The organism is Sphingomonas aerolata, from assembly GCF_003046295.1.
Lineage (GTDB): Bacteria > Pseudomonadota > Alphaproteobacteria > Sphingomonadales > Sphingomonadaceae > Sphingomonas > Sphingomonas aerolata.
On sequence record NZ_PZZN01000002.1, the window covers coordinates 643,191 to 664,652 of the forward strand.

Sequence of the window (21,462 nt, forward strand, 5' to 3'; positions counted from 1 at the left end):
CGCGCCGTCCGATCCCCGATAGCGTCCAGGCCAAAGGGGGACTGAAAATGCGCCATATCATCACGGGGATCCTGCTCGCCACCGCCGCCATGCCAATGGCGGCGGCGGCCAGGACCGTCGCGGTCGAGGAACGCTCGATCGATCAGCTTCAGGCGAGCATGACGGCGGGGACGGCGAGCAGCGTCGATCTGGTCCGGGCATATCTCGCGCGGATCGCGGCGATGGACCGCAAGGGGCCGACGCTGCGCAGCGTGATCGCGCTCAATCCCGATGCGCTGGCCCAGGCCAAGGCGCTCGACGCGGAGCGTCGGGCAGGGCGGGTGCGCGGACCGCTGCACGGCGTGCCGGTGCTGATCAAGGACAATGTCGAGACCGCCGACGCGATGCCGACCACCGCGGGCAGCCTGGCGCTCAAGGACAATATGACGCGCCGCGACGCGCCCGTGGTCGCGCAGCTGCGCGCGGCGGGGGCGGTGATCCTCGGCAAGACCAACCTCAGCGAATGGGCGAACATCCGGTCGACGCGGTCGATGAGTGGGTGGAGCGCGATCGGCGGGCTGGTCCGCAATCCCTATGCGCTCGACCGGACCGCGTGCGGATCGTCGAGCGGGTCGGGCGCGGCGATCGCGGCGAGCTTTGCAGCAGCGGCGATCGGCACCGAGACCGATGGCTCGGTCGTGTGCCCGTCATCGATCAACGGGCTGGTCGGGCTGAAGCCTACGATCGGGCTGGTCAGCCGGACGCATGTCGTGCCGATCAGCCATAGCCAGGACACGCCGGGGCCGATGGCGCGCAGCGTGCGCGACGTGGCGACGATGTTCTCGGCGATGATCGCAGCGGATCCGGCGGATGCCGCGACCGCGGGGGCAGGCGCGTACAAGCGCGACTATGCCGCCGCCCTGTCGACCAGCGCACTCTCGGGGTTGCGGATCGGGGTCGTCCGGCCCGAGATGACCGCGGACGTCGCGGCGCGGTACGAGGTGGCGCTGGGCGTGCTCAAGGCGGCGGGCGCGGTGCTCGTCGAGGTCAAGCAGCCCAAGCTCGACGGGATCGGCGAGGCGGAGCTGCTGGTACTCCAGACCGAGCTGAAGGCGGATCTCGACACCTATCTCGCGACCACCCCCGCGGCGGTGCGGACCCGGACGCTCGACCAGGTGATCGCGTTCAATCGCGCCAATGAAGCAGCGGAGATGCCGTTCTTTGCGCAGGAGACGTTTGAGGCGGCGGCCAAGACCAAGGGGCTCGACGACCCGGCCTACAAGGCGGCCCGTGCGAAATCGCTGCGGCTTGCAGGCGCGGAGGGGATCGACGCGATGCTGAAGACCGCGCGGGCGACGGTGCTCGTCGAGCCGACCTATGGTCCCGCCTGGCTCAGCGAGCCGGTCTATGGCGACCAATATGGCGGGCCGAGCGCGAGCGAACTGCCCGCGGTCGCTGGCTATCCTAACCTGACCGTGCCGATGGGGCTTGTCCGCGGGCTGCCGGTCGGGCTGTCGTTCATCGCGACACGCTACGGCGACGGCACGGTGCTGAACGCAGGCTATGCCTATGAACAGCGGGCCAAGGCGCGGACCGCGCCGCGTTACCTGCCGTCGGCGGCGGTGGGCACCGGACTCGACGGGGCCCGCTGCCCGGGGGCGACGAACACGCGGTCGTTGCGCAGATAGACGGCGCTGCGATCCTTCAGCCGGCGCGTGGTGAAGACGAGGCGATAGTCGCTCGCGAGCGTCGCCTTCAGCGCGCGCAGGCTGCCGACGTTCCAGATCGACAGGCGGCGCGTCGAGGTGACGATTACCGGCGGACGGTTGGCGAGGATACGGCGGACCTCTGCCGCCTCGTTGATCCCGGTCGCGCCCTGCTCGGTCGACAGGCTGAGCAGGTTGGGAAAGGCGTAGGGCGTCGGCACGCAGGTCCGTGCGAGCAGATAGGTGACGGTGTCGCCGCGGAACACATAGGGGCATTCGTCGCCACTGTTCGCCTGGACGATGCGGGCCAGCGCATAGGCGCCGGCGGAGTCGTCGCGCCGGACGACGCGTTCGACCGCAAGGATCGTGAAGGGGACGATCAGCGCGATGGCGAGCAGCTTGGCATGGCGTGACAGCGCGGGCGCGGCGGCGATCGCCAGCGGGGCGACCAGCGGCAGGCCGTAATGATCGAAGAAGGTACCAATCGCGAGGAAGCCGAGCGACGCCGCGATCAGCCAGCCAAAGGCGAGCCGCGCGACCGCACGGTCGATCCCGAGATGCGCGCGGCGATGCCAGGTGATCGCCGCGGCGGCGATCAGCGGCAGCAGCTGGACGAGGATGCCGAGCAGTCGCATCACCACCTGCGCGAGCGGATAGCCGGGGCGCAGGAAGATCGAGGTGACGTTGGCGAACCAGAAGGTCGCGAACAGGTCGTGCGCGGTGTACCAGCCAAGCGCGGCGAGCGACGGCGCGAGCCCGACGGCGATCCACAGCAGCGCCGCACCCAGCGTCGCTGAGACCGGCGCGCCGGTGCGGCGGTGGAACCAGAGATGCGCCAGCCCGAAGAACGCGCCTTCGAAGGCGGGCGTGTATTTCATCTGGATCGCGATCCCTGCGAGCAGGCAGGCCAGCGCGCCGCCACGCACGATCGCGCGGCGGTCGTTCGCCGCCGCGAGTGCGGGCAGGCGGAAGGTCAGCAGCGCGGCGATGGCGATCGGCAGATTGTAGAAGACCGGCGCCTGCCCGCCGCCGCCGCTGAGCAGCGACAACCCGGCCAGATAGGTCGCTCCTGCCGCCAGCGCACCACGCCGCGTCGCGCCGATCCGCATCGCGCCGTGATGAACGAGGACCGCAGTCAGCCAGGCGCAGCCGGTCGCGACCAGCTGATAGGCGAGAATCCCGTCGCCGGGGAGCAGCCGGATCGCCGCGAACAGCAGGAAAAGCCCGATCGGCTTGCGATCCCAGATGTCGAGAAAGGGGATCGCGCCGTGCAGCATACGGTCGCCGACTAGCAGATAATATTGCTCGTCGACGGCGATCACCGGATTGCCGAAATCCCAGACGCGGATCGCCAGCGCGATCATCAGCAGGATCAGCGCGGGGGTCCAGCGGGATCCGGACGATGCAGTCGTGGACGATGTCATCAGTAGAAAGTCCTGAGCGTCAGCGTGCGCGTCGTCCCGTCGCACAGCCCGAGTCGGACGACGCTGCCGGGCGGGCGGATGGTCCAGTCCGCCAGCGGGCTGGTTGGATAGTCGCGGGGGATGGGCTGGCCGTCGATCGAACAGATCAGGTCGCCGACCTGCCACCCGCTCGCCTCGGCCGGGCCGCCGCGCATCACGTGCAGGACCTTCAGCCGGTTGCTTTCGACACCCATCAGCAGGCCGCTGGTCGACCGGATGGGGCGGGGATCGGCGACGTCACCGCGGCGCAGGACCATCCGCGCCGCGCTCGGGTCGAGCAGCACGCGATAATGCTGGAGAAACCCCGAGCCGAGCCGCCCGGCGGCGCCGATCGACTGCGAAAAGCCCGCCTCGGGCTCGATCCGCACCTCGGTGTCTCGCGCGACGAGCGTACCGACCCGGATCTCGGGGGCGATCGCGAGGCCGCTGACGACCGAGCCGCCGAGCCCATAGGCGATCGCGGTGGTGGTCGGCAGCCCCGGCGGCGCGGCACGGCGCCAGCCCGCCGCGGTCACGGTGATCGCCGATCCGTCGCCGGTATCGACGACGATCGGCGCCAGCGCGTGCGTGCCGATCCGGATCGCGCTTTCATAGACGCGCCGATCGGACGAGATCGTCAGCGGCGCGGTATCGCCCGCAAAGGGCAGCCGCCCGGTCGGGATCAGCCGGAAGCGGCGCGCGGGATAATCGATGTCGAGCGCATGCGCGGCTAGCAGGTCCCGCCCGACCAGCAGGTCGACCGCGGTCGCGCTGCCGGTCGCGAGCGCAGGGAGGGCGGCAACACTGACACCGCCGCCGCTGCGCGTCAGGCCGCCGAGCGTGATCGACCGCGTCGGCATCCAGCGCAGCGCGACCGACCCGCCGATCGCGCTCGCCCGCCCGCCGGGCTTCAGCGCGCGCCGGACGACCGCGGGGGAGGTGTCTGCGAGCAACGTATAACTGACCCCCGTATCGAGGATCGCGGTGATGCTGCGCCCGTCGATCTGCATTACGAACCGGATCTGGTTGCCCGGCGTCAGGTCGAACGGCACCCAGCGTGTTTCGGTATCGGCGGCAAGACGGGCGACGCCCTGGTCGCGGTCGGCGGGGGAAGTGGCGGGGCCGGGGGATGTGCCGGGGGTGGAACCGGACGGATTGGCCTCGGGCACGGCCTCCGATGCCGGCTGCCGCGCCGAAACGCTCAGAACCGCCAATAGCGGGACGATGGCGAGGGTAAGCATACGCATGTGCACCCGTCCCTAGCGCGTTGGCGGGGCCTTACAAGCTGCACCTCCCTCGGGGGCAGGTAGGCTAGAGAGGAAACCGGCCGGGCGGCGTCTGGTGAAGCCGCAGTTTGTCGGCGCCGTTCATCCAGACTGGTGCGCCGCTCGCACGTAAGAGCGCGCTGTCTGCCCTTCCTGCCGCTGTCTTACGCTTCCATTGCAATGGTCCGACGCTTGTCCCGTCGCTCCTGACGACGGCGGCGTTGTCCGTCAGACGCCTACCGCCTACCCGACAGCGAGTGCCGCCCGTCGTCCGCGAAGCGATAAGCCTGAAAACCGCCCCCCCAAGGCCAGCGTCGTAGAATGCCGGTGTCCCATTTGGCACACCGGTACGCCTCACCCATCAACAGGATCAGCGCAGCCCCCATCGCAACGGCGCCGAACAGGGGCAGTATCCCGTAATTGAGCCTGGTTACCTGCGCGACCTCGCCGGCGCGGCCCCATACCGGGTCAAACGCGATGTAGCTGTCGGCAATAAATGGCACATAGGACAGGAGAGACGCTGTTTGGGCGAGGAGCATGGGTGCAAGGAAACGACGGTCACGGCAAGCCAGCGCTACCATAACCGGATCGACCAGATAGAAGTATCGATCATGCATTTTAGGTGTGACGTAGGGGACAATGATCAGCAGGATCGCCGCAGCCAACAGAAGCCCATTGCGCGCATGCAGCGTGCCTGCGCGCCATAGCAGCAGGATGGCAGTACCCGTCAGCATCACCGCGCAGGGCAGGCCCAGCATCAGGCCGCGTTCGTAACTCATCATGCTCTGCCCGACCTGCCAGACATTCGGCGCATTGACGGACAGAATTGCAAAAAAGTCGTATTGCTGGCTGTAGACGCCAAAGATCTCGATCGCTGAACGGCCCGCCATGGCCATGGGCAGCGCGAACAGCACGTACGTGAGCGGGACAAGCGCAAACGAACATAAGGGTTGGCGACGGTCCAGCCACAGCAGCACAAGCAACGGTGCGACCAAAATCGCCTGCAGCTTGACCGCAATGGCAGCCGAGAAGGCAAGCATCGCCCATACCGGCTTCTTTCGCAGAGCAGCGGCGATGCAAGCAGCGACCATGGCCCCATAGATCGCATCGGACTGGGCGAGCAGGGCCGAATTCATCGCGATGGTCGGCAGCGCCAGCGTAACTGCCGCGGCGAGCAGTCTTCTGCCTCGCGGCACGAGACGCGTGACGCTAAATGCCAGCACCCCGTCAAACAATACCCCAGAGATCTTGATCCGCAGGACCGCGGTTCCGGGAAACAGCGCCATGAGCGCCATGCAATGTTCGTAGAATGGCGTGTAGTTAGTGAACTTGTGTCGCAGATAGCTTCCGCCTGCTCGTTCGGCAGCCTGCAACCATGGCGTTTGATAGATCCCCATGTCCGACGTGCGCACCGGCAAAAATGCAAGCCGCTCGGCCAAGCCCAGCACGATCAACAGTGCACACAACAACACCATTCGGTGACGAACGAGAAAAGCTAAGCTAGATGGACGTTGGTGGTGCATATCGACGCTGATAACGCTGGCGCGCTCTTGGGCCGGACGGTCCGCCGCTCGCTTTACAATCACCGCTCGGAGGACAGGTAAAACAAGTCGAACAAGATCATCAGATTAAAATCAATAAACGACAATAGCTGGATAGTAGCGCAGACGATCCGAACGTCCGGAACTGGGCACACACAGACTGGCATTTTTAGCACGGTCTCAACCACCTGTCCTATATGCGGCCAGCAGAAGTCAGAGGCACGCCTCCAGATAGGCCTGGTCGAAGCCGAACTGCTTGGCCTTGTCGAGCGTGTAGGGGCGCAGGCCCATCGAGCGGTATTCGCCGAGGATCTTGCCGTCCGCGCTCTCGTCGAGATATTCGAACTTGAACAGCTCCTGCGTGACGATCACGGGGCCCTCCATGCCTATCACCTCGGTGATGTTGGTGACGCGGCGCGAGCCGTCGCGCAGGCGCTTCACCTGGATGATCAGCTCGACCGAATCGGCGATCTGACGCGAGATCGCCTCCTTCGGAACCTTGATGTCCGACATCATCACCATGTTCTCCATACGCGCGAGCGCCTCGCGCGGGGAGTTGGCGTGGAGCGTGCACATCGAGCCGTCGTGACCGGTATTCATCGCCGCGAGCATGTCGAAACACTCGGACCCACGGATCTCGCCCAGGATGATCCGATCGGGACGCATACGCAGCGCGTTCTTGACGAGATCGCGGATGCTGATCTCGCCCTGGCCCTCCAGATTGGCGGGCCGCGTCTCGAGCGGGAGCCAGTGCGGCTGTTGAAGGCGAAGCTCGGCGGCGTCCTCGATCGTGAGCACGCGCTCGCCCGGGTCGATCATTTTCGACAGCGCATTGAGCATCGTCGTCTTGCCCGAACCGGTACCGCCCGAGATGACGACGTTGAAGCGCGACGCGCCCGCGATCTTGAGCGCGGTCGCCATCTTGGGGCTCATGCTGCCGAACCCGGCCATCATGTCGAGCGTGATCGGCTTGGCCGAAAACTTACGAATCGAGATCGCGGTGCCGCGCAAGCTCAGCGGCGGCACGATCACGTTGACGCGGCTGCCGTCCTTGAGGCGGGCGTCGGCGAGCGGGGTGGTCTGGTCGACGCGGCGACCGACCGAATTCACGATCCGCTGCGCGATCTGGAACAGATGCTCCTCATCGCGGAACTGGATGGGGGCGAGTTCGAGCTTGCCCTTGCGCTCGACATAGGTCTGTTCGGGGCCGTTCACCATGATGTCGGTGATGTTCGGATCCGCGAGCAGTTCCTCCAACGGCCCGAGCCCGAGCAGCTCGTCGACCAGCACCTTTTCCAGCGCGAACTGTTCGCGGCGGTTGAGCGTCAGCTTCAGCTCGGCGAGCACCTCGCCGATGATCGGGCGGAATTCCTCCGCCAGCTCGTCCTTGCCGAGCGTCGCCGCGGCCTCGGGATCGACACGTTCGAGCAGGCGGGGGAGCACCTGTTCCTTGATCTTGTGGATCGACTGTTCGAAGCCCTCGACCTTGCTCGCGCCCGCATCGCCCGACGCGGCCTGACGATCCGCGAGTCGCTGCATCGCGTCGACCTGGCCGATCGGCACGCCGCCCTCGGTCTCGCCGGGCATCGGCAGGAGGGTGTCGAGCGCAGGAAATTGCGCGCCGCCTTCGGGATCGGGTCGCGGGGCGGGGCCGCCGCCCTGCATCGGTCGCGCGACGCCGAACGCGGGCCGCGCTGCCGTTCCGCCACTCATCCCACTGCGTCGTCCGAACGCGCTCATGCACCAGTCCCTCGATCGTTAATGCCGGGGTTACCGGCGAAGCCTTGCCAATTCGCTAACCAATCGGTCGGCGACCGCGCGGCGTCCGGAAACGGGTTCTGCCGCGGCGCGCGGGCGGATAAGGGGGGCGCATGCTGATCCGCCTGCTTACCCTGCTCGTCCTTCCGCTCGCCGCGCTCATCGGCATCGCCGCCCCCGCCAGCGCCGACGACATCAGCGCGACCGGGCGCGGGGTCGTGCGTGTTGTGACGATCGCGGTGGTCGACGACCAGGTCGTCGGCTTCGGTCATGGCAGCGGCTTCGCGGTCGCGCCCAACCGGATCGTCACCAACGCGCATGTCGTCGAGCTGGCGGAACGCTATCCCGACAATGTCGTCGTCGGCGTGGTGCCGACCGAGGGGGACAAATCCTATCAGGGCAAGGTGATCGCCTATGACGTGCAGCGCGATCTGGCGCTGATCGAGTTCACCGGCGCGCGCCTGCCGCAGACCGCGCTGTATACGGGACCGATCGATGAGGGCGGGGCGGTGGTGTCGCTGGGCTTTCCCGGCAATGTCGACCTCGCCACCGCGCGCTCGGCCGCGGACTATATCCGGCCGACCAGCCCAGTGCGGTCGGAGGGCGTCTTCTCGGGCCGGCGCAGTCTGAGCGATGTCGAGGTGCTGTTGCACACCGCCAATATCGCGCGCGGCAATTCGGGCGGACCGCTGCTTGACCGGTGCGGCCGCGTGATCGGCGTCAATTCGGCGATCACGCGCGGCGAGGAGGGCGATTCGACGTTCGGCTTCGCAATCGCGGACACCGAGCTCGCCGCATTCCTGCGCGAGGCGAAGCAGCCCTATACCGCGGTCGGAACGCCGTGCACCTCGATCGAGGAGCGGTTGCGGCAGGACAGCGACGCAGACGTGCGCGCGGCGGCCGATGCGGCGGCGGCGCGGCGTGATGTGGCGACGCAGGCGGCGCTGTCGCGTGAACGCGCGCTGGAACAGGCGCGTATCGAGGCGGAGCGCCGGCGCGAGAACGTCATGGCGATCGCGGGGCTGCTGCTGGTCGCAGGCGCGCTCGGGATCGGTGCGGCGGGGCTGCTCGAATCGCGCGGCCGGCGGCGTGCGGCGATCTGGACGGCAGCAGGCGGTGGCGTCGCGGTGGTCGCGGCGGTCGTCGTGTTCGTGGCCAGGCCGTCGGGCGCGGTCGACCTTCCCACGGCGTCGGTCGCGCGATCGGGGCCGGTGGTCGAGGACAAGGCGCTCGGCCGGCTAATGTGCCGGCTGATCCCCGAGCGGAGCCGGATCACGATCTCGTCGAGCGAAGACGTGCCGCTCGGCTGGGGTGCGGGCGGCTGCGTCAACGGCAAGACCCAATATGTCGCGGGCAATGGCCGGTGGGAACGCGTGCTGGTGCCCGAGGCCGAACAGACGGTGTCACTGCTGTCGTTCGACCCGGCGACGCGGACCTATGCCAATACGCGCTATTTGATGTCGGCGGCGGGGATGACCGCGGCGCGGGCGGCGCGTGGCGACACGCCGGGGCAGTGCACAACCGATCCGGCGGCGATCACGCGGCTGGTCGGTCAGCAGTCGGCAGTCCGGGCCACGCTGCCGCCGCTGCCCAACGAGAAGCTCGTCTATTCCTGCACATCGGCAGACTGATCGAGACTCCGTTTACCCCCTCGGCACGCGCCGATCCGCATGGCAGGATGGCGGTGTTGAGGGGGATGGCGATGCGGGTAATGCACAGAGTTAGGCATGGGGTGGCGTGGAGCGTCACGATCATGGCGGGACTGGTCGCGGCCTGGACGCCGGCAGCGGCGAAATGGGCGCACGCGACCTCCGATCATTTCGAGATCTATGCCGACATGTCGCCCGCCGCGCTCACGACGATGGCGACGCGGCTCGAGCAGTTCGACGGGGCGATCCGGCATCTCCACCGCACGCCGGAGGGCACCGGCGCGAAGGGCGCGAACCGCGTCACCGTCTATGTCGCGAACGACGTCGCGGCGATCCGCCGATTGTCGGGCGATCGCGGCATCGCCGGATTCTACCTGCCGCGCGCGAGCGGGTCGGTCGCCTTCACCCCGCGGATCGACGAGGGCGGGGACGGCAGCCGCTCGACGCGCGGCGGCGGGATCCCGCAAATCGTCCTGTTTCACGAATATGCGCATCACTTCCTGCTGGGCAATTACGCCGCCGCCTATCCGGCGTGGTTTTCCGAGGGCTATGCCGAGTTCGTCTCGACCGCCGCGTTCGAGAAGGAGTATGTCCAGCTCGGCGGCGCGGCGCAGCACCGGGCGTACAGCCTGCTCGCGGCGAAGCCGGTGCCCGCGGCGACCTTGTTCGCGACCGGGCAGACGCTGACCGACGAGCAGCGCGGGGTGATGTACGGGCGCGGCTGGTTGCTGACGCACTATCTTATGTTCGATGCGGCGCGCGGCCGGCAGTTCCAGCAGTATCTGACCGCGCTGAACGCGGGAACGCCGAGCGTTGCTGCGGCTACTGCGGCGTTCGGCGACTTGCGCGCGCTCGACAAGGCGCTCGATGCGTATTTGCGCCAGTCGCGCATCCCGGGGCTGCGGATCGCATATGATAAGCTGCCCGTCGCGCCTGTGGCCGTGACGCCGTTGTCGCCGGGCGCCGCGGCGATGGTCGAGCTGCGGATGCAGTCGGAGCGCGGCGTCAATCGTGCCACCGCCGCACCGATCTTCGCGCGCGCCGCCCGGATCGCGGCGGCCTATCCCGACGATGCGCTGGCGCAGGGCTGGCTGGCGGAGATGGCGTATGATGCGGGGCAGGACGATGTGGCGCTGGGTGCTGCCGACCGCGCGCTCGCCGCCGATCCGACGTCGCGGCAGGCGATGCTGTACAAGGCGCAGGTGATGATGCGGCGCGCCGCTGCGGCGACACCGCGCGATGCTTCAGCATGGAGTGCGGCGCGGCGCTGGATCGTCACGGCCAATCGCCAGGCGCCCGACGATGCCGAGGCGCTGTCGCTCTATTATGACAGCTTCGCCGCGGCGGGCGAGACTCCCAGCGCGGCCGCGATCCTCGGGATCGGTCGCGCGCTCGAGCTCGTGCCGCAGGACCCGGCGCTGCGCTTCAAGGTCGCGGCGCAGGCGATCCTGGATGGTCAGACCGATGCTGCCCGACGCGCACTGCGCCCGCTCGCCTATGACCCGCACCAGTCGGCAGACAACCCGGCGGCGCGGCTGATCGCGATCCTCGATACCGGCGTGACGGGGCCCGCGGCGATGCTGGCGCTTGCGAAGGCACGGGGGGAGACGGTGGCGGCGACGCCGTCGGGGCCGACACCGGCGAATTAGCAAGGAGGGCGCGGACCCCGACCGTCGTCACGATGTCGAAGGTCGGGGATCGCCTGAATGTGCTGGCGACAGGGTGGGTTGGCGCGGCGCCTCTTTCGCCAGCAGCGCGCGTTTGCGGTCGAGGCCATAGGCGTAGCCGCCGAGTGTCCCGTCGGTGCGAAGCGCGCGGTGGCAGGGGATGAGGATGGCGATCGGATTGGCACCGCACGCACTGCCCACCGCACGGACCGCGGCCGGGGTGCCGGCGGCAACGGCGAGTTGCGTATAGGTGCGCGTCTCGCCCGCGGGGATGCGGGCGAGTGCCTGCCAGACCGCCTCCTGGAACGCGGTGCCGCGGACGTCGAGTGGGAGGTCGTGCTGGCGGTCGGGTGATTCGACGCTGGCGACGACGCGCGCCGCAAGATCGGCGAGTACCGTATCGCCGGGCGTGACGATCGCACGGGGGAAGCGCGCGACGAGGTCGGCCGCGTCCTCGTCGAACGCCACGCGGCACAGCCCCGTATCGGTCGCGGCGATCAGTAGCGGCCCGAGGCTGGTCGCGACGATCGTCCAGCGGATCCGGACCCCGTCGCCGCCGCGCGCCCAGACGCTCGGCGGCATCCCCATGCGCGACGCGGCGCCGGCATAGAAGCGACTCGGCGCGGCATAGCCCGCATCGTAGATCGCGGCGGCGACGTGGGCCTCACGGGTCAGCGCGTCGGCGGCGCGTGCGCTGCGCAGGCCGCGGGCATAGGCGGCCGGCGTGACCCCGGTCGCGCGCTTGAACAGCCGGTGGAAATGATGCGGCGCATAGCCCGCTTGTGCTGCGAGCTGGTCGAGCGAGAGGCGGTCGTCCGTGGCTTCGAGCAGCGCGACGGCGGCGGCGACCGCTATCCGGTCGCGGCCCACGGAGTCCGGGGTACAGCGAAGGCAGGCCCGGAACCCGGCCGCACGGGCGCTAGCCGGGTCATCAAGGAAGACGACATTCTCGCGTCTGGGATGGCGGGCCGGACAGCTCGGCTTGCAATAGATGCCGGTGGTCTTCACCGCGACGATGAACCGACCGTCCCACGCCCGGTCCCGGTTGGCAAAGGCGGTCCAGGCGGTGTCCGGATCTGGGGCGATGTGCGTCATGGCCAAGATGTAGCGCGTCGGTCGGGGTGCTGCATCCCGCGGCTTGCGGTCAAACCGGGGAGCAGACGCCAGCGCTTGTCAGCCGCCGTTCGCGTGGAACAGCGCAAGCGTGCGGGCCTTTGCAAGATCGGCGCTCGGCTCGTGATAATCCTTGCGGCGATCCGAGTTGAAGCCGTGGCCCGCCTCGTAGACATTCACGGTCGCGTTCGGCCAGTCCTTGGCGATCACCTGCTCGACGCCCTCCATCGGGATGCCGTGATCGTGGCGGCCGAAATGGAGGATGACGGGGACCTTGGGCTCTTCGTCCGCCGCCGCCGGGATCATGCTGCCATAATAGCCGCTCGCGGCGGCCACGCCGGTGAGGCGGGTAGCGGCGAACCACGCGACCGACCCTCCATAGCAATAGCCGACGACGAACACCGGCCCGGCGGGGGCGAGCGAGTCGATGCAGGTCTGGACGTCGGTCAGCGACAGTTCGAACGGATGGAGCTGCCGCGCAAGCTCGATCCCGCGGGCGAGGCCGTCACCCGAATAGTCCGCCTCGAAGCCCGGATGCTCCCGGTCGAACAAGGCGGGTGCCAGCACTTCATAGCCATCGGCCGCATAGTCGTCGCACAGATCGCGGATATGGTCGGTGACGCCGAAGATCTCCTGCACGAGGACGAGCCCGCCGCGACGGTCTCCCGTCGGTTGCGCATGATAGACCGCGATCCTCGCGCCGTCGGACATCGTCATGCTTTCCATCGTGCCGGTCATTCCGATTCCTTGTCGTGTGATCCTGTTCCGACCATTATCGTCATTCCCGCGGACGCGGGAACCCATAGTGGCAGGCCCTGCGATGAATGCGCTGGGTCCGGAGGATATGGATCCCCGCCTGCGCGGGGATGACGAAGAGGGTGAGGTGGGCCTTCCAACCATCTACCGATGACAAAACAGTCACAAACCAGTCGTCTCCTCCGCCCGCCCGGCTTGCCAATGCTGGAACCCGATGCTACCCGCGCCGCGTCCCGGTAGAGGTGCTTTCGCGCCCTCTTCCCTTGTGGGACGGCGACATTCGGTTTCAGACGAGGATTGACAGGTCCGTGGAGACACTTCCCGGTAACGGCGGCGGCGCTATCCAGGCGAGCTTAGGTGGGCGTTATGCGCTCGCCCTGTTCGAACTGGCGCGTGACGCCAAGACGATCGACGCGGTCGAGCAGAGCCTGTCGACCGTGCGCGACGCGCTGGCGCAGTCCGACACGCTCCGCGACCTCACGACGAGCCCGATGGTATCGCGCGGCGCGGCGGTGAAGGCGATCTCCGCCGTCGCCGACGAACTCGGCGTCGATGCGACCACGAAGAATTTCCTGGGCGTGCTGGCCGAGAACCACCGGCTCGGCGCGCTGGCCAAGATCATCAAGGCGTATCGCACGCTTGCCGCGCAGCATCGCGGCGAGATCGCAGCCGAAGTGACCTCTGCGCATCCGCTGTCCGAAGAGCAGGTGATCGAGCTGAAGCATCAGCTCCGCCAGCGGGTCGGCCGTGAAGTTTCCGTCGACCTCAACGTCGACCCATCGCTGCTGGGCGGACTCGTCGTCCGCGTCGGCAGCCAGATGATCGATTCGTCGATCCGCACCCGTTTGAACACGCTCGCGCAGGCGATGAAAGGCTGACCATGGATATCCGCGCCGCAGAAATCTCGAAGATCATCAAGGATCAGATCGCCAATTTCGGCACCGAGGCCCAGGTCAGCGAGACCGGCCAGGTGCTGAGCGTCGGCGACGGCATCGCGCGCATCTTCGGCCTCGACAACGTCCAGGCCGGCGAGATGGTCGAATTCTCGAACGGCGTGCAGGGCATGGCGCTCAATCTCGAGGCCGACAATGTCGGCGTCGTGATCTTCGGGTCTGACTCGGAGATCAAGGAAGGCGACATCGTCAAGCGCACCGGCACGATCGTCGACGTGCCGATCGGCAAGGAGCTGCTCGGCCGCGTGGTCGACGGTCTCGGCAACCCGATCGACGGCAAGGGCCCGATCCACACGACCGAGCGCAGCCGCGTCGAGGTCAAGGCGCCGGGCATCATCCCGCGCCAGTCGGTCAGCGAGCCGGTCCAGACCGGTCTCAAGGCGATCGATGCACTCGTTCCCGTCGGCCGTGGCCAGCGCGAGTTGATCATCGGCGATCGCCAGACCGGCAAGTCGGCCGTCGCGATCGACGCGTTCATCAACCAGAAGACCGCGAACGCGGGCGACGACGAGTCGAAGAAGCTGTATTGCGTCTATGTCGCCATCGGCCAGAAGCGCTCGACGGTCGCGCAGCTCGTCAAGACGCTCGAAGAGAATGGCGCGATGGAGTATTCCATCGTCGTTGCAGCCACCGCGTCGGACCCCGCACCGCTCCAGTATCTCGCGCCCTATACCGGCGTCGCGATGGGCGAGTATTTCCGCGATCGCGGCATGCACGCGCTGATCTGCTACGACGATCTGTCGAAGCAGGCGGTCGCCTACCGCCAGATGTCGCTGCTTCTGCGTCGTCCTCCGGGCCGTGAAGCCTATCCCGGCGACGTGTTCTATCTTCACAGCCGTCTGCTCGAGCGTGCGGCCAAGATGTCGGACGCGAACGGCGGCGGTTCGCTGACCGCGCTGCCGATCATCGAGACGCAGGCGGGCGACGTTTCGGCGTACATCCCGACCAACGTGATCTCGATCACCGACGGCCAGATCTTCCTCGAAACCGACCTGTTCTTCTCGGGCGTGCGCCCGGCGATCAACGTCGGTCTCTCGGTCAGCCGCGTCGGCTCGGCCGCACAGACCAAGGCGATGAAGAAGGTGTCGGGCTCGATCAAGCTCGAGCTCGCGCAGTATCGCGAGATGGCGGCGTTCGCGCAGTTCGGGTCGGATCTCGATGCGTCGACGCAGAAGCTGCTCAACCGCGGTGCGCGTCTGACCGAGCTGCTCAAGCAGGCGCAGTTCTCGCCGCTGCCGTTCGAGGAGCAGACCGTGTCGATCTTCGCCGGCACCAGCGGTTTCCTCGACAAGGTGCCCGTCGCCGACGTGACCCGCTACGAGCAGGCACTGCTCGCCGACATGCGCGCGAACCATGCCGACGTGCTCAAGCTGATCCGCGATACCCGCGATCTGGGTAACGAGGCGAAGGACAAGCTGAAGGCAGCGCTCGAGGCGTTCGCCAAGACGTTTGCATAAGTAGAACATGCCCCCGCTGATGCGGGGGCAGGCTGGGCCTCCGCCGTCGCGGGGGAACAAAGGGACGTAGATGGCGAGCCTCAAGGCACTCAAGATCCGTATCGGCTCGGTGAAGTCGACGCAGAAGATCACCAAGGCGATGAAGATGGTCGCCGCTGCGAAACTGCGCCGTGCGCAGGACGCGGCGGTCGCCGGCCGGCCCTATGCCGAGCGGCTCGAAGCGGTGATGGCGAGCCTTGCCGGGCGCGTCGGCATCGCGCCGGGCGCATCGCCCCTGCTGGCCGGGACCGGCAAGGACCAGGTCCATCTGATCGTCATCGCGACGTCGGAGCGTGGTCTGGCCGGTGCGTTCAACACCAACATCGTCCGCGCGGCACGTCGCAAGGCCGAGGAGCTGATCGCGGCCGGCAAGACCGTGAAATTCTATGTCGCCGGCAAGAAGGGCCGCGTGATCAAGCGTTTCTTCCCGAACGACATTCTCGCCGATCACGAGATGGGCGGGATCAAGAAGCTCGCGTTCAGCGACGCGCAGGCGATCTCCGAAGACCTGATCAAGCGCTTCGGCGAGGGTCAGTTCGACGTCGCGCATCTGTTCTATGCCAAGTTCGTCTCGGCGCTGGTGCAGGTGCCGACCGGCATCCAGATCGTTCCCGTGCCGCTCTCGACCATCCCCGGCGCAGAGGCAAAACCCAACGCACCGGCGGAAGCCGTGGTCGAGTACGAGCCCGACGAGGAAGCGATCCTCGCCGATCTGCTGCCGCGCAACGTCGCGATCCAGATCTTCCGCGCGCTGCTCGAAAACGCAGCGTCGGAGCAGGGCAGCCGCATGAACGCGATGGACAACGCCACGCGCAACGCGGGCGACATGATCACGCGCCTCTCGATCCAGTATAACCGTACACGCCAAGCCGCGATCACGACCGAGCTGGTCGAAATCATCTCGGGCGCCGAAGCGCTCAAGTAAGCCCAAGGAAGCAGATAATGGCAACCGCCCCAGAGACCATCGCCCCAGTGGCGGCAACGAACAACACGGGTCGCATCTCGCAGGTGATCGGCGCGGTCGTCGACGTGCATTTTCCCGACAACCTGCCCGCGATTCTGTCGGCGCTCGAAACCGATAACAACGGCAACCGGCTCGTCCTCGAAGTCGCGCAGCATCTCGGCGAGAATACCGTCCGCACGATCGCGATGGACGCGACCGAGGGTCTGACCCGCGGCCAGACCGTCACCGACACCGGCTCGCAGATCCGCGTGCCCGTCGGCCCGAAGACGCTCGGCCGCATCCTCAACGTCATCGGCGAGCCGATCGACGAGCGTGGCCCCGTCGGCGCAGAGCAGACCGCCCCGATCCACGCATCGGCACCGTTGTTCGTCGACCAGTCGACCGAGAGCGCGATCCTGGTCACGGGCATCAAGGTCATCGATCTGCTCGCACCCTATGCAAAGGGCGGCAAGATCGGCCTGTTCGGCGGCGCCGGCGTCGGCAAGACCGTGCTGATCCAGGAACTGATCAACAACATCGCCAAGGGTCACGGCGGCACGTCGGTGTTCGCGGGCGTCGGCGAGCGTACCCGCGAGGGTAACGATCTGTACCACGAGTTCCTCGACGCAGGCGTCATCGCCAAGGATGCCGACGGCAACCCGCAGTCGGAGGGCTCGAAGGTCGCGCTGGTATTCGGCCAGATGAACGAGCCGCCGGGCGCACGCGCACGCGTCGCTCTCTCGGGTCTGACGATCGCCGAATATTTCCGCGACGTCGAAGGCCAGGACGTGCTGTTCTTCGTCGACAACATCTTCCGCTTCACGCAGGCGGGCGCAGAGGTATCGGCACTGCTCGGCCGTATTCCGTCGGCGGTGGGCTATCAGCCGACGCTGTCGACCGACATGGGCGCGCTGCAGGAGCGCATCACCTCGACCAACAAGGGGTCGATCACCTCGGTGCAGGCCGTGTACGTTCCCGCGGACGATCTTACCGATCCGGCGCCGGCGACGTCGTTCGCGCATCTCGATGCGACGACCAACCTCAACCGTGCGATCTCGGAGCTGGGCATCTACCCGGCGGTCGATCCGCTCGACTCGACCTCGCGTCTGCTCGAGCCCCGCGTCGTCGGCCAGGAGCATTACGACACCGCGCGTGCGGTCCAGTCGACGCTGCAGAAGTACAAGTCGCTGCAGGACATCATCGCCATTCTCGGCATGGACGAGCTTTCGGAAGAAGATAAGCTCACCGTGCAGCGTGCGCGCAAGATCCAGAAGTTCCTGAGCCAGCCGTTCCACGTCGCCGAGGTCTTCACCGGCATCAGCGGCAAGTTCGTCCAGCTCGAGGACACCGTCCGTTCGTTCAAGGCGGTGGTCGAGGGCGAGTATGATCACCTGCCCGAGAGCGCCTTCTACATGGTCGGCGGCATCGACGAAGCCGTCGCCAAGGCCGAGAAGATGGCTGCGGAGGCGTAAGCCAACCTGACTCCCCCTCCCGCAAGCGGGAGGGGGCTGGGGGGTGGGCACCCGCTCTCCACGTCGCGCGAGGCCGATAGCGCGAGCCCACCCCCGGCCCCTCCCGCATGCGGGAGGGGAGTGAGAAGATAGACATGCTGCATTTCGAACTCGTCACGCCAGAAAAGCTCGTCCGATCGGAGGAGGTCTATATGGTCGTCGTCCCCGGCACCGAAGGCGATTTCGGCGTGCTGGAAGGCCATGCGCCGTTCATGTCGACCGTCCGCGACGGGAGCGTGCAGGTGCATCGGACGCAGAACGGCACGCCCGAGACGATCGCGATCCGCGGTGGTTTCGCCGAGGTCAACGCCAAGGGCCTGACGATCCTTGCCGAGCAGGCGGGCGAGTAAACCGCCTCAGGCGAGCGCCGCGTCGGTAGCGACGGGCGCCGCCGCCTTGCGCTGCCGGGCTAGGACCTGCAGCAGCGGCCGTTCGATCCAGCGGTGGACGATGAGCCCCGCGACCGTCGACAGCATCACGAAGAGCGCGACGAAGACACCCGCCGGGCAGTCCGGCAGGACCCCGCCGATGCGCCACAGCAGCGCGATCAGGCAGGGGTGGACGAGATAGGTCGAATAGGAGGCGTCGCCGATCCGCGCGACGATCCGGCCGAACCGGCCGCCACCCGGCGTGTCGATCACCCCGAGCAGGACGAGCGCCCAGGGCAGCCCCCAGGTCCAGCTGCGTGCGAGACCGGAGGTGCCGGCGACCGCCGCCTGGACATCGCCCGAGACCGCAGGACCTAGCCCGACGGCGATACCGATAGCGAGCAGCGCGGTTCCCAGAACCGTGGCCATCGCCGCGACGGGTGCGGTGATGCCGCGTCGCCAGGCGATCCAGACAAGCAGGCCAAAGGCGAATTCCAGCTGCATCGGGTTGAAGAGCAACCGCACCGGCGCCCAGCCGGGCTGGACGATGCAGCCGAGCAGCGCAACAGTGAGCGTCGCGACCAGCAGCCACCGGATCCTGTGGTGGCGGGCGGTTATCGCGAGCGCGACGAGCGCGTAGAAGGCAAACTCGAAGCCCAGCGTCCAGCCGACATAGAGCGAAGGCTGATGATAGCCGGCGCCATCAAGCAGCGGAAGGACGGTGATCGACATGAGCATCGCCTCGACCGGCTGCGGCTCGGTCGCGACGAGGATATAGGCGATGCTGGCGAGCGCGAAGAGCGGAACGATGCGGCGCCAGCGCTGCAGGAGAAAGCCCCAGGGATCGCGTGGTGCGGTCGCGAGCGACTGCGCCATGACGAAGCCGCTGATGACGAAGAAGAGATCGACGCCGCTGATGCCGACCACGGCGAGATTGGGCACCGATGGAATGAACGCGCCGGTGATCCGGACCGGACCCGCATCAACCAGGTTCGCTGCATGCGCGGCAACGACCATCGTCGCGGCGAGCGCGCGCAGCCATTGAATCGGGGTAACACGCTGCGCCGACATCCACCTTGGATAGCGTGCTAGCGGTTAAGCGTCGGTTGCTGTCGTATCAGAGAAAATTATAGGGATCGACGTCGACGGTGACGCGTACCTTGGACGGCCAGTCGAGCGTGCCGAGCCATGCACGGATGACGTCCTGCACGTCGAGCGCGCGCTTTGCATGGACGAGCAGGCGGTAGCGGTGCCGGCCACGCAGCATCGCGAGCGGCGCCGGCGCGGGGCCATAGACATGCATTCCCTCGACCTGCGGCGCGCTTCGCCCGACGAGATTGGCGGTGTCGTGCGCACAACGCTGATCCTCGGAAGACACGACGATCGCGGCATAACGGCCGAAGGGCGGCGCGCCCGCATCCTTGCGCGCCTCGGTCTCGGCCGCATAAAAGGCGTCGGCGTCGCCGGTGATCAGTGCCTGCATCACCTGCGCGGCGGCGCTGTGCGTCTGGATGTAGACATGGCCCGGCTTCTCGCCACGACCGGCACGCCCCGACACCTGGCGGATCTGCTGGAAGGTGCGCTCAGCCGCGCGCAGGTCGCCGCCGTCGAGCCCCAGATCCGCATCGACGACGCCGACCAGCGTCAGATTGGGGAAGTGATAGCCCTTGGTGACCAGCTGCGTGCCGACGACGATGTCGATATCGCCCGCCTCCATCCGGTCGACGAATTCCGCCGCCTTGGCAGGCGACCAGATCGTGTCCGACGTGACGACCGCGGTCTTCGCCTCGGGAAACAGCGCGGCGACCTCGTCCGCGATCCGTTCGACGCCGGGACCACAGGCTACGAGCGTATCCTCGCCCTGGCATTCGGGACAGACGCGCGGCGTCGGCTCGGCATGGCCGCAATGATGACAGGCGAGCCGCCGCGTCAGCCGGTGCTCGACCATCCACGCGGTGCAGTTCGGACACTGGAACCGGTGCCCGCAGGTGCGGCACAGCGTCAGCGGTGCATAGCCCCGGCGGTTGAGGAACAGCAGCGCCTGTTCGCGCTTCTCCAGTGTCGCCTGCATCGCCTGGACCAGCGGCGGGGCGAGCCAGCGGCCGCGTTCGGGCGGCTCCTTGATCAGGTCGATCGGCTCGATCGTCGGCATTTCCGCCACGCCGAAGCGGCCGGGCAGCTTCAGTTCGGCATAGCGGCCGGTCGCGACCTGCTGGCGGGTCTCGATCGCGGGCGTGGCGGACGCGAGGATGACCGGGCATCCCTCGAACTTGCCGCGCATCACCGCGACGTCGCGCGCATGATAATGCACGCCTTCTTCCTGCTTGAAGCTGGTCTCGTGCGCCTCGTCGACGACGATCAGGCCGAGATCGCGATAGGGCAGGAACAGCGCGGAGCGTGCGCCGACCGTGACCAGCGCCTCGCCGCTCGCGATCGCACGCCAGGCGCGGCGTCGCTGGGTGGACCGCAGCCCCGAATGCCACGCGATCGGCTCGCAGCCGAAGCGGTCGTGGAAGCGCTTGAGGAAGGGCTCGGTCAATGCGATCTCGGGCAGCAGCACCAGCGTCTGGCGGCTGTCGCGGATCGCCTGCGCGACCGCCTCGAAATAGACCTCGGTCTTGCCCGAACCGGTCACGCCGTCGAGCAATGTCGGCGTGAAGATGTGGTCGGCGACGCCTTTGACGAGCGAGTCCGCCGCTGCGCGCTGATCGGGCGACAGCACGGGGACGTGATGCAGCGGGTCGGGGACAGGGTAGGTGCTGTCGATATCCACCTCGACCGCCTCGATCCCGCCGACCTTGACGAGACCGCGAATGACCGCGTCGCTCACCTCGGCGAGCTGCGCCAGTTCGCGGATCAGGCCCTGGCGATCGCCGATCCGTTCGAGCGCCTGTTCGCGTTGCGGCGTCAGGCGCGGGGGGATCGTGCCGGTCGCGCGATATTCGGTCGCGGTGCGCGCGCCCTCGAGCGCGGAAGTCGAGGCGAGTGACATCCGCAGCACCGAGGCGGGGGGCGCCAGATAATAATCGGCGGTCCATTCGATCAGCCGGCGAAGCGGCGCACCGAGCGGCGGTACGTCCGCGGCCGCGAGGAGATTGCGCAGGCGGTTGTCGCCGACCTCCGCATCCGACGGCATCCGCTCCGCCTCCCACACCACGCCGAGCAGCTGGCGCGGGCCCAGCGGCGCGACGACGATCGAGCCGGGCGCGACGTCCATGCCCGCGGGCACGCGGTAGTCGAGCGGCCCGAGGGCGGCGTTGAGGATCAGGACACGGGCGCGCGACGACATGGCCGACGCATATGGGGGCAGATCGA

Annotated in this window: 16 protein-coding genes; 8 read left to right on the forward strand and 8 right to left on the reverse strand. The window is 67.6% G+C overall.

Features of this window, described 5'->3' with window-relative positions; genetic code table 11:
* Nucleotides 1–47: 47 nt before the first annotated feature.
* On the forward strand, nt 48–1,667 hold the full coding sequence (locus C8J24_RS10340) for an amidase (protein WP_167396741.1): 1,620 nt from the start codon (nt 48–50) through the stop codon (nt 1,665–1,667).
* Here the strand turns inward: C8J24_RS10340 and C8J24_RS10345 are convergent.
* From C8J24_RS10345 to C8J24_RS10360, 4 genes are all read right to left on the reverse strand, one after another.
* A complete protein-coding gene (locus C8J24_RS10345) occupies nt 1,583–3,109 on the reverse strand; it encodes a hypothetical protein (RefSeq protein ID WP_107932168.1) in 1,527 nt (508 codons plus the stop codon). The two genes, C8J24_RS10340 and C8J24_RS10345, sit on opposite strands and share 85 nt — an antisense overlap.
* Nucleotides 3,109–4,374, reverse strand: coding sequence for a PDZ domain-containing protein (locus C8J24_RS10350; RefSeq protein WP_244180614.1), 1,266 nt, complete (start codon nt 4,372–4,374; stop codon nt 3,109–3,111). The genes C8J24_RS10345 and C8J24_RS10350 overlap by 1 nt, the downstream gene beginning before the upstream one ends.
* A 254-nt stretch (nt 4,375–4,628) precedes the next feature.
* Nucleotides 4,629–5,840 (reverse strand): glycosyltransferase 87 family protein, encoded by a 1,212-nt coding sequence (locus C8J24_RS10355; protein WP_244180682.1) that lies wholly within the window; start codon nt 5,838–5,840, stop codon nt 4,629–4,631.
* 306 nt (nt 5,841–6,146) lie between these two features.
* Nucleotides 6,147–7,673 carry a TadA family conjugal transfer-associated ATPase gene (locus tag C8J24_RS10360; protein ID WP_166746812.1) on the reverse strand — a complete coding sequence of 509 codons (1,527 nt, stop codon included), beginning with the start codon at nt 7,671–7,673 and terminating at the stop codon, nt 6,147–6,149.
* A 131-nt stretch (nt 7,674–7,804) separates the two neighbouring features.
* Here C8J24_RS10360 and C8J24_RS10365 point away from each other — a divergent pair, with 131 nt between their 5' ends.
* Both C8J24_RS10365 and C8J24_RS10370 read left to right on the forward strand, forming a co-directional pair.
* Nucleotides 7,805–9,322 carry a S1C family serine protease gene (locus C8J24_RS10365; RefSeq protein WP_107932173.1) on the forward strand — a complete coding sequence of 506 codons (1,518 nt, stop codon included), beginning with the start codon at nt 7,805–7,807 and terminating at the stop codon, nt 9,320–9,322.
* A gap of 80 nt (nt 9,323–9,402) precedes the next feature.
* Nucleotides 9,403–10,989 (forward strand): tetratricopeptide repeat protein, encoded by a 1,587-nt coding sequence (locus C8J24_RS10370; protein WP_244180615.1) that lies wholly within the window; start codon nt 9,403–9,405, stop codon nt 10,987–10,989.
* A gap of 27 nt (nt 10,990–11,016) precedes the next feature.
* Here C8J24_RS10370 and C8J24_RS10375 read toward each other — a convergent pair whose 3' ends face one another.
* Together C8J24_RS10375 and C8J24_RS10380 are read right to left on the reverse strand one after the other, a co-directional pair.
* Nucleotides 11,017–12,102 carry a bifunctional transcriptional activator/DNA repair enzyme AdaA gene (locus C8J24_RS10375; RefSeq protein ID WP_107932177.1) on the reverse strand — a complete coding sequence of 362 codons (1,086 nt, stop codon included), beginning with the start codon at nt 12,100–12,102 and terminating at the stop codon, nt 11,017–11,019.
* Between the two features lie 78 nt (nt 12,103–12,180).
* Nucleotides 12,181–12,858, reverse strand: coding sequence for a dienelactone hydrolase family protein (locus C8J24_RS10380; protein ID WP_107932179.1), 678 nt, complete (start codon nt 12,856–12,858; stop codon nt 12,181–12,183).
* A 326-nt stretch (nt 12,859–13,184) separates the two neighbouring features.
* Between C8J24_RS10380 and C8J24_RS10385 the strand changes: the two genes are divergently transcribed.
* The 5 genes from C8J24_RS10385 (at nt 13,185) to C8J24_RS10405 (ending at nt 18,129) form a co-directional block, all read left to right on the forward strand.
* Entirely contained in the window at nt 13,185–13,754 is a 570-nt protein-coding gene (locus tag C8J24_RS10385) for a F0F1 ATP synthase subunit delta (RefSeq protein WP_031394433.1), read from the forward strand.
* A 2-nt stretch (nt 13,755–13,756) separates the two neighbouring features.
* A complete protein-coding gene (atpA, locus tag C8J24_RS10390; protein WP_031394432.1) occupies nt 13,757–15,286 on the forward strand; it encodes a F0F1 ATP synthase subunit alpha in 1,530 nt (509 codons plus the stop codon).
* Between the two features lie 70 nt (nt 15,287–15,356).
* Nucleotides 15,357–16,250 carry a F0F1 ATP synthase subunit gamma gene (locus tag C8J24_RS10395; RefSeq protein ID WP_056405313.1) on the forward strand — a complete coding sequence of 298 codons (894 nt, stop codon included), beginning with the start codon at nt 15,357–15,359 and terminating at the stop codon, nt 16,248–16,250.
* A 17-nt stretch (nt 16,251–16,267) separates the two neighbouring features.
* Nucleotides 16,268–17,740: a F0F1 ATP synthase subunit beta gene (gene atpD, locus C8J24_RS10400; RefSeq protein WP_037530472.1), complete on the forward strand. Its 1,473-nt coding sequence runs from the start codon at nt 16,268–16,270 to the stop codon at nt 17,738–17,740.
* 134 nt (nt 17,741–17,874) lie between these two features.
* Nucleotides 17,875–18,129: an ATP synthase F1 subunit epsilon gene (locus C8J24_RS10405; protein ID WP_037530474.1), complete on the forward strand. Its 255-nt coding sequence runs from the start codon at nt 17,875–17,877 to the stop codon at nt 18,127–18,129.
* Nucleotides 18,130–18,135: 6 nt separating this feature from the next.
* Here C8J24_RS10405 and C8J24_RS10410 read toward each other — a convergent pair whose 3' ends face one another.
* Nucleotides 18,136–19,218 (reverse strand): acyltransferase family protein, encoded by a 1,083-nt coding sequence (locus C8J24_RS10410; RefSeq protein ID WP_107932184.1) that lies wholly within the window; start codon nt 19,216–19,218, stop codon nt 18,136–18,138.
* A gap of 46 nt (nt 19,219–19,264) precedes the next feature.
* Nucleotides 19,265–21,436: a primosomal protein N' gene (locus tag C8J24_RS10415; protein WP_107932186.1), complete on the reverse strand. Its 2,172-nt coding sequence runs from the start codon at nt 21,434–21,436 to the stop codon at nt 19,265–19,267.
* Nucleotides 21,437–21,462 lie beyond the last annotated feature (26 nt).

Excerpts from the sequence above, each read along its gene's own strand:
- C8J24_RS10340 (WP_167396741.1), top strand. The coding sequence starts at position 48 with ATGCGCCATATCATCACGGGGATCCTGCTCGCCACCGCCGCCATGCCA.
- C8J24_RS10345 (WP_107932168.1), bottom strand. The coding sequence starts at position 3,109 with ATGACATCGTCCACGACTGCATCGTCCGGATCCCGCTGGACCCCCGCG.
- C8J24_RS10350 (WP_244180614.1), bottom strand. The coding sequence starts at position 4,374 with ATGCGTATGCTTACCCTCGCCATCGTCCCGCTATTGGCGGTTCTGAGC.
- C8J24_RS10360 (WP_166746812.1), bottom strand. The coding sequence starts at position 7,673 with ATGAGCGCGTTCGGACGACGCAGTGGGATGAGTGGCGGAACGGCAGCG.
- C8J24_RS10365 (WP_107932173.1), top strand. The coding sequence starts at position 7,805 with ATGCTGATCCGCCTGCTTACCCTGCTCGTCCTTCCGCTCGCCGCGCTC.
- C8J24_RS10370 (WP_244180615.1), top strand. The coding sequence starts at position 9,403 with ATGCACAGAGTTAGGCATGGGGTGGCGTGGAGCGTCACGATCATGGCG.
- C8J24_RS10375 (WP_107932177.1), bottom strand. The coding sequence starts at position 12,102 with ATGACGCACATCGCCCCAGATCCGGACACCGCCTGGACCGCCTTTGCC.
- C8J24_RS10380 (WP_107932179.1), bottom strand. The coding sequence starts at position 12,858 with ATGACCGGCACGATGGAAAGCATGACGATGTCCGACGGCGCGAGGATC.
- atpA (WP_031394432.1), top strand. The coding sequence starts at position 13,757 with ATGGATATCCGCGCCGCAGAAATCTCGAAGATCATCAAGGATCAGATC.
- C8J24_RS10395 (WP_056405313.1), top strand. The coding sequence starts at position 15,357 with ATGGCGAGCCTCAAGGCACTCAAGATCCGTATCGGCTCGGTGAAGTCG.
- atpD (WP_037530472.1), top strand. The coding sequence starts at position 16,268 with ATGGCAACCGCCCCAGAGACCATCGCCCCAGTGGCGGCAACGAACAAC.
- C8J24_RS10405 (WP_037530474.1), top strand. The coding sequence starts at position 17,875 with ATGCTGCATTTCGAACTCGTCACGCCAGAAAAGCTCGTCCGATCGGAG.
- C8J24_RS10410 (WP_107932184.1), bottom strand. The coding sequence starts at position 19,218 with ATGTCGGCGCAGCGTGTTACCCCGATTCAATGGCTGCGCGCGCTCGCC.
- C8J24_RS10415 (WP_107932186.1), bottom strand. The coding sequence starts at position 21,436 with ATGTCGTCGCGCGCCCGTGTCCTGATCCTCAACGCCGCCCTCGGGCCG.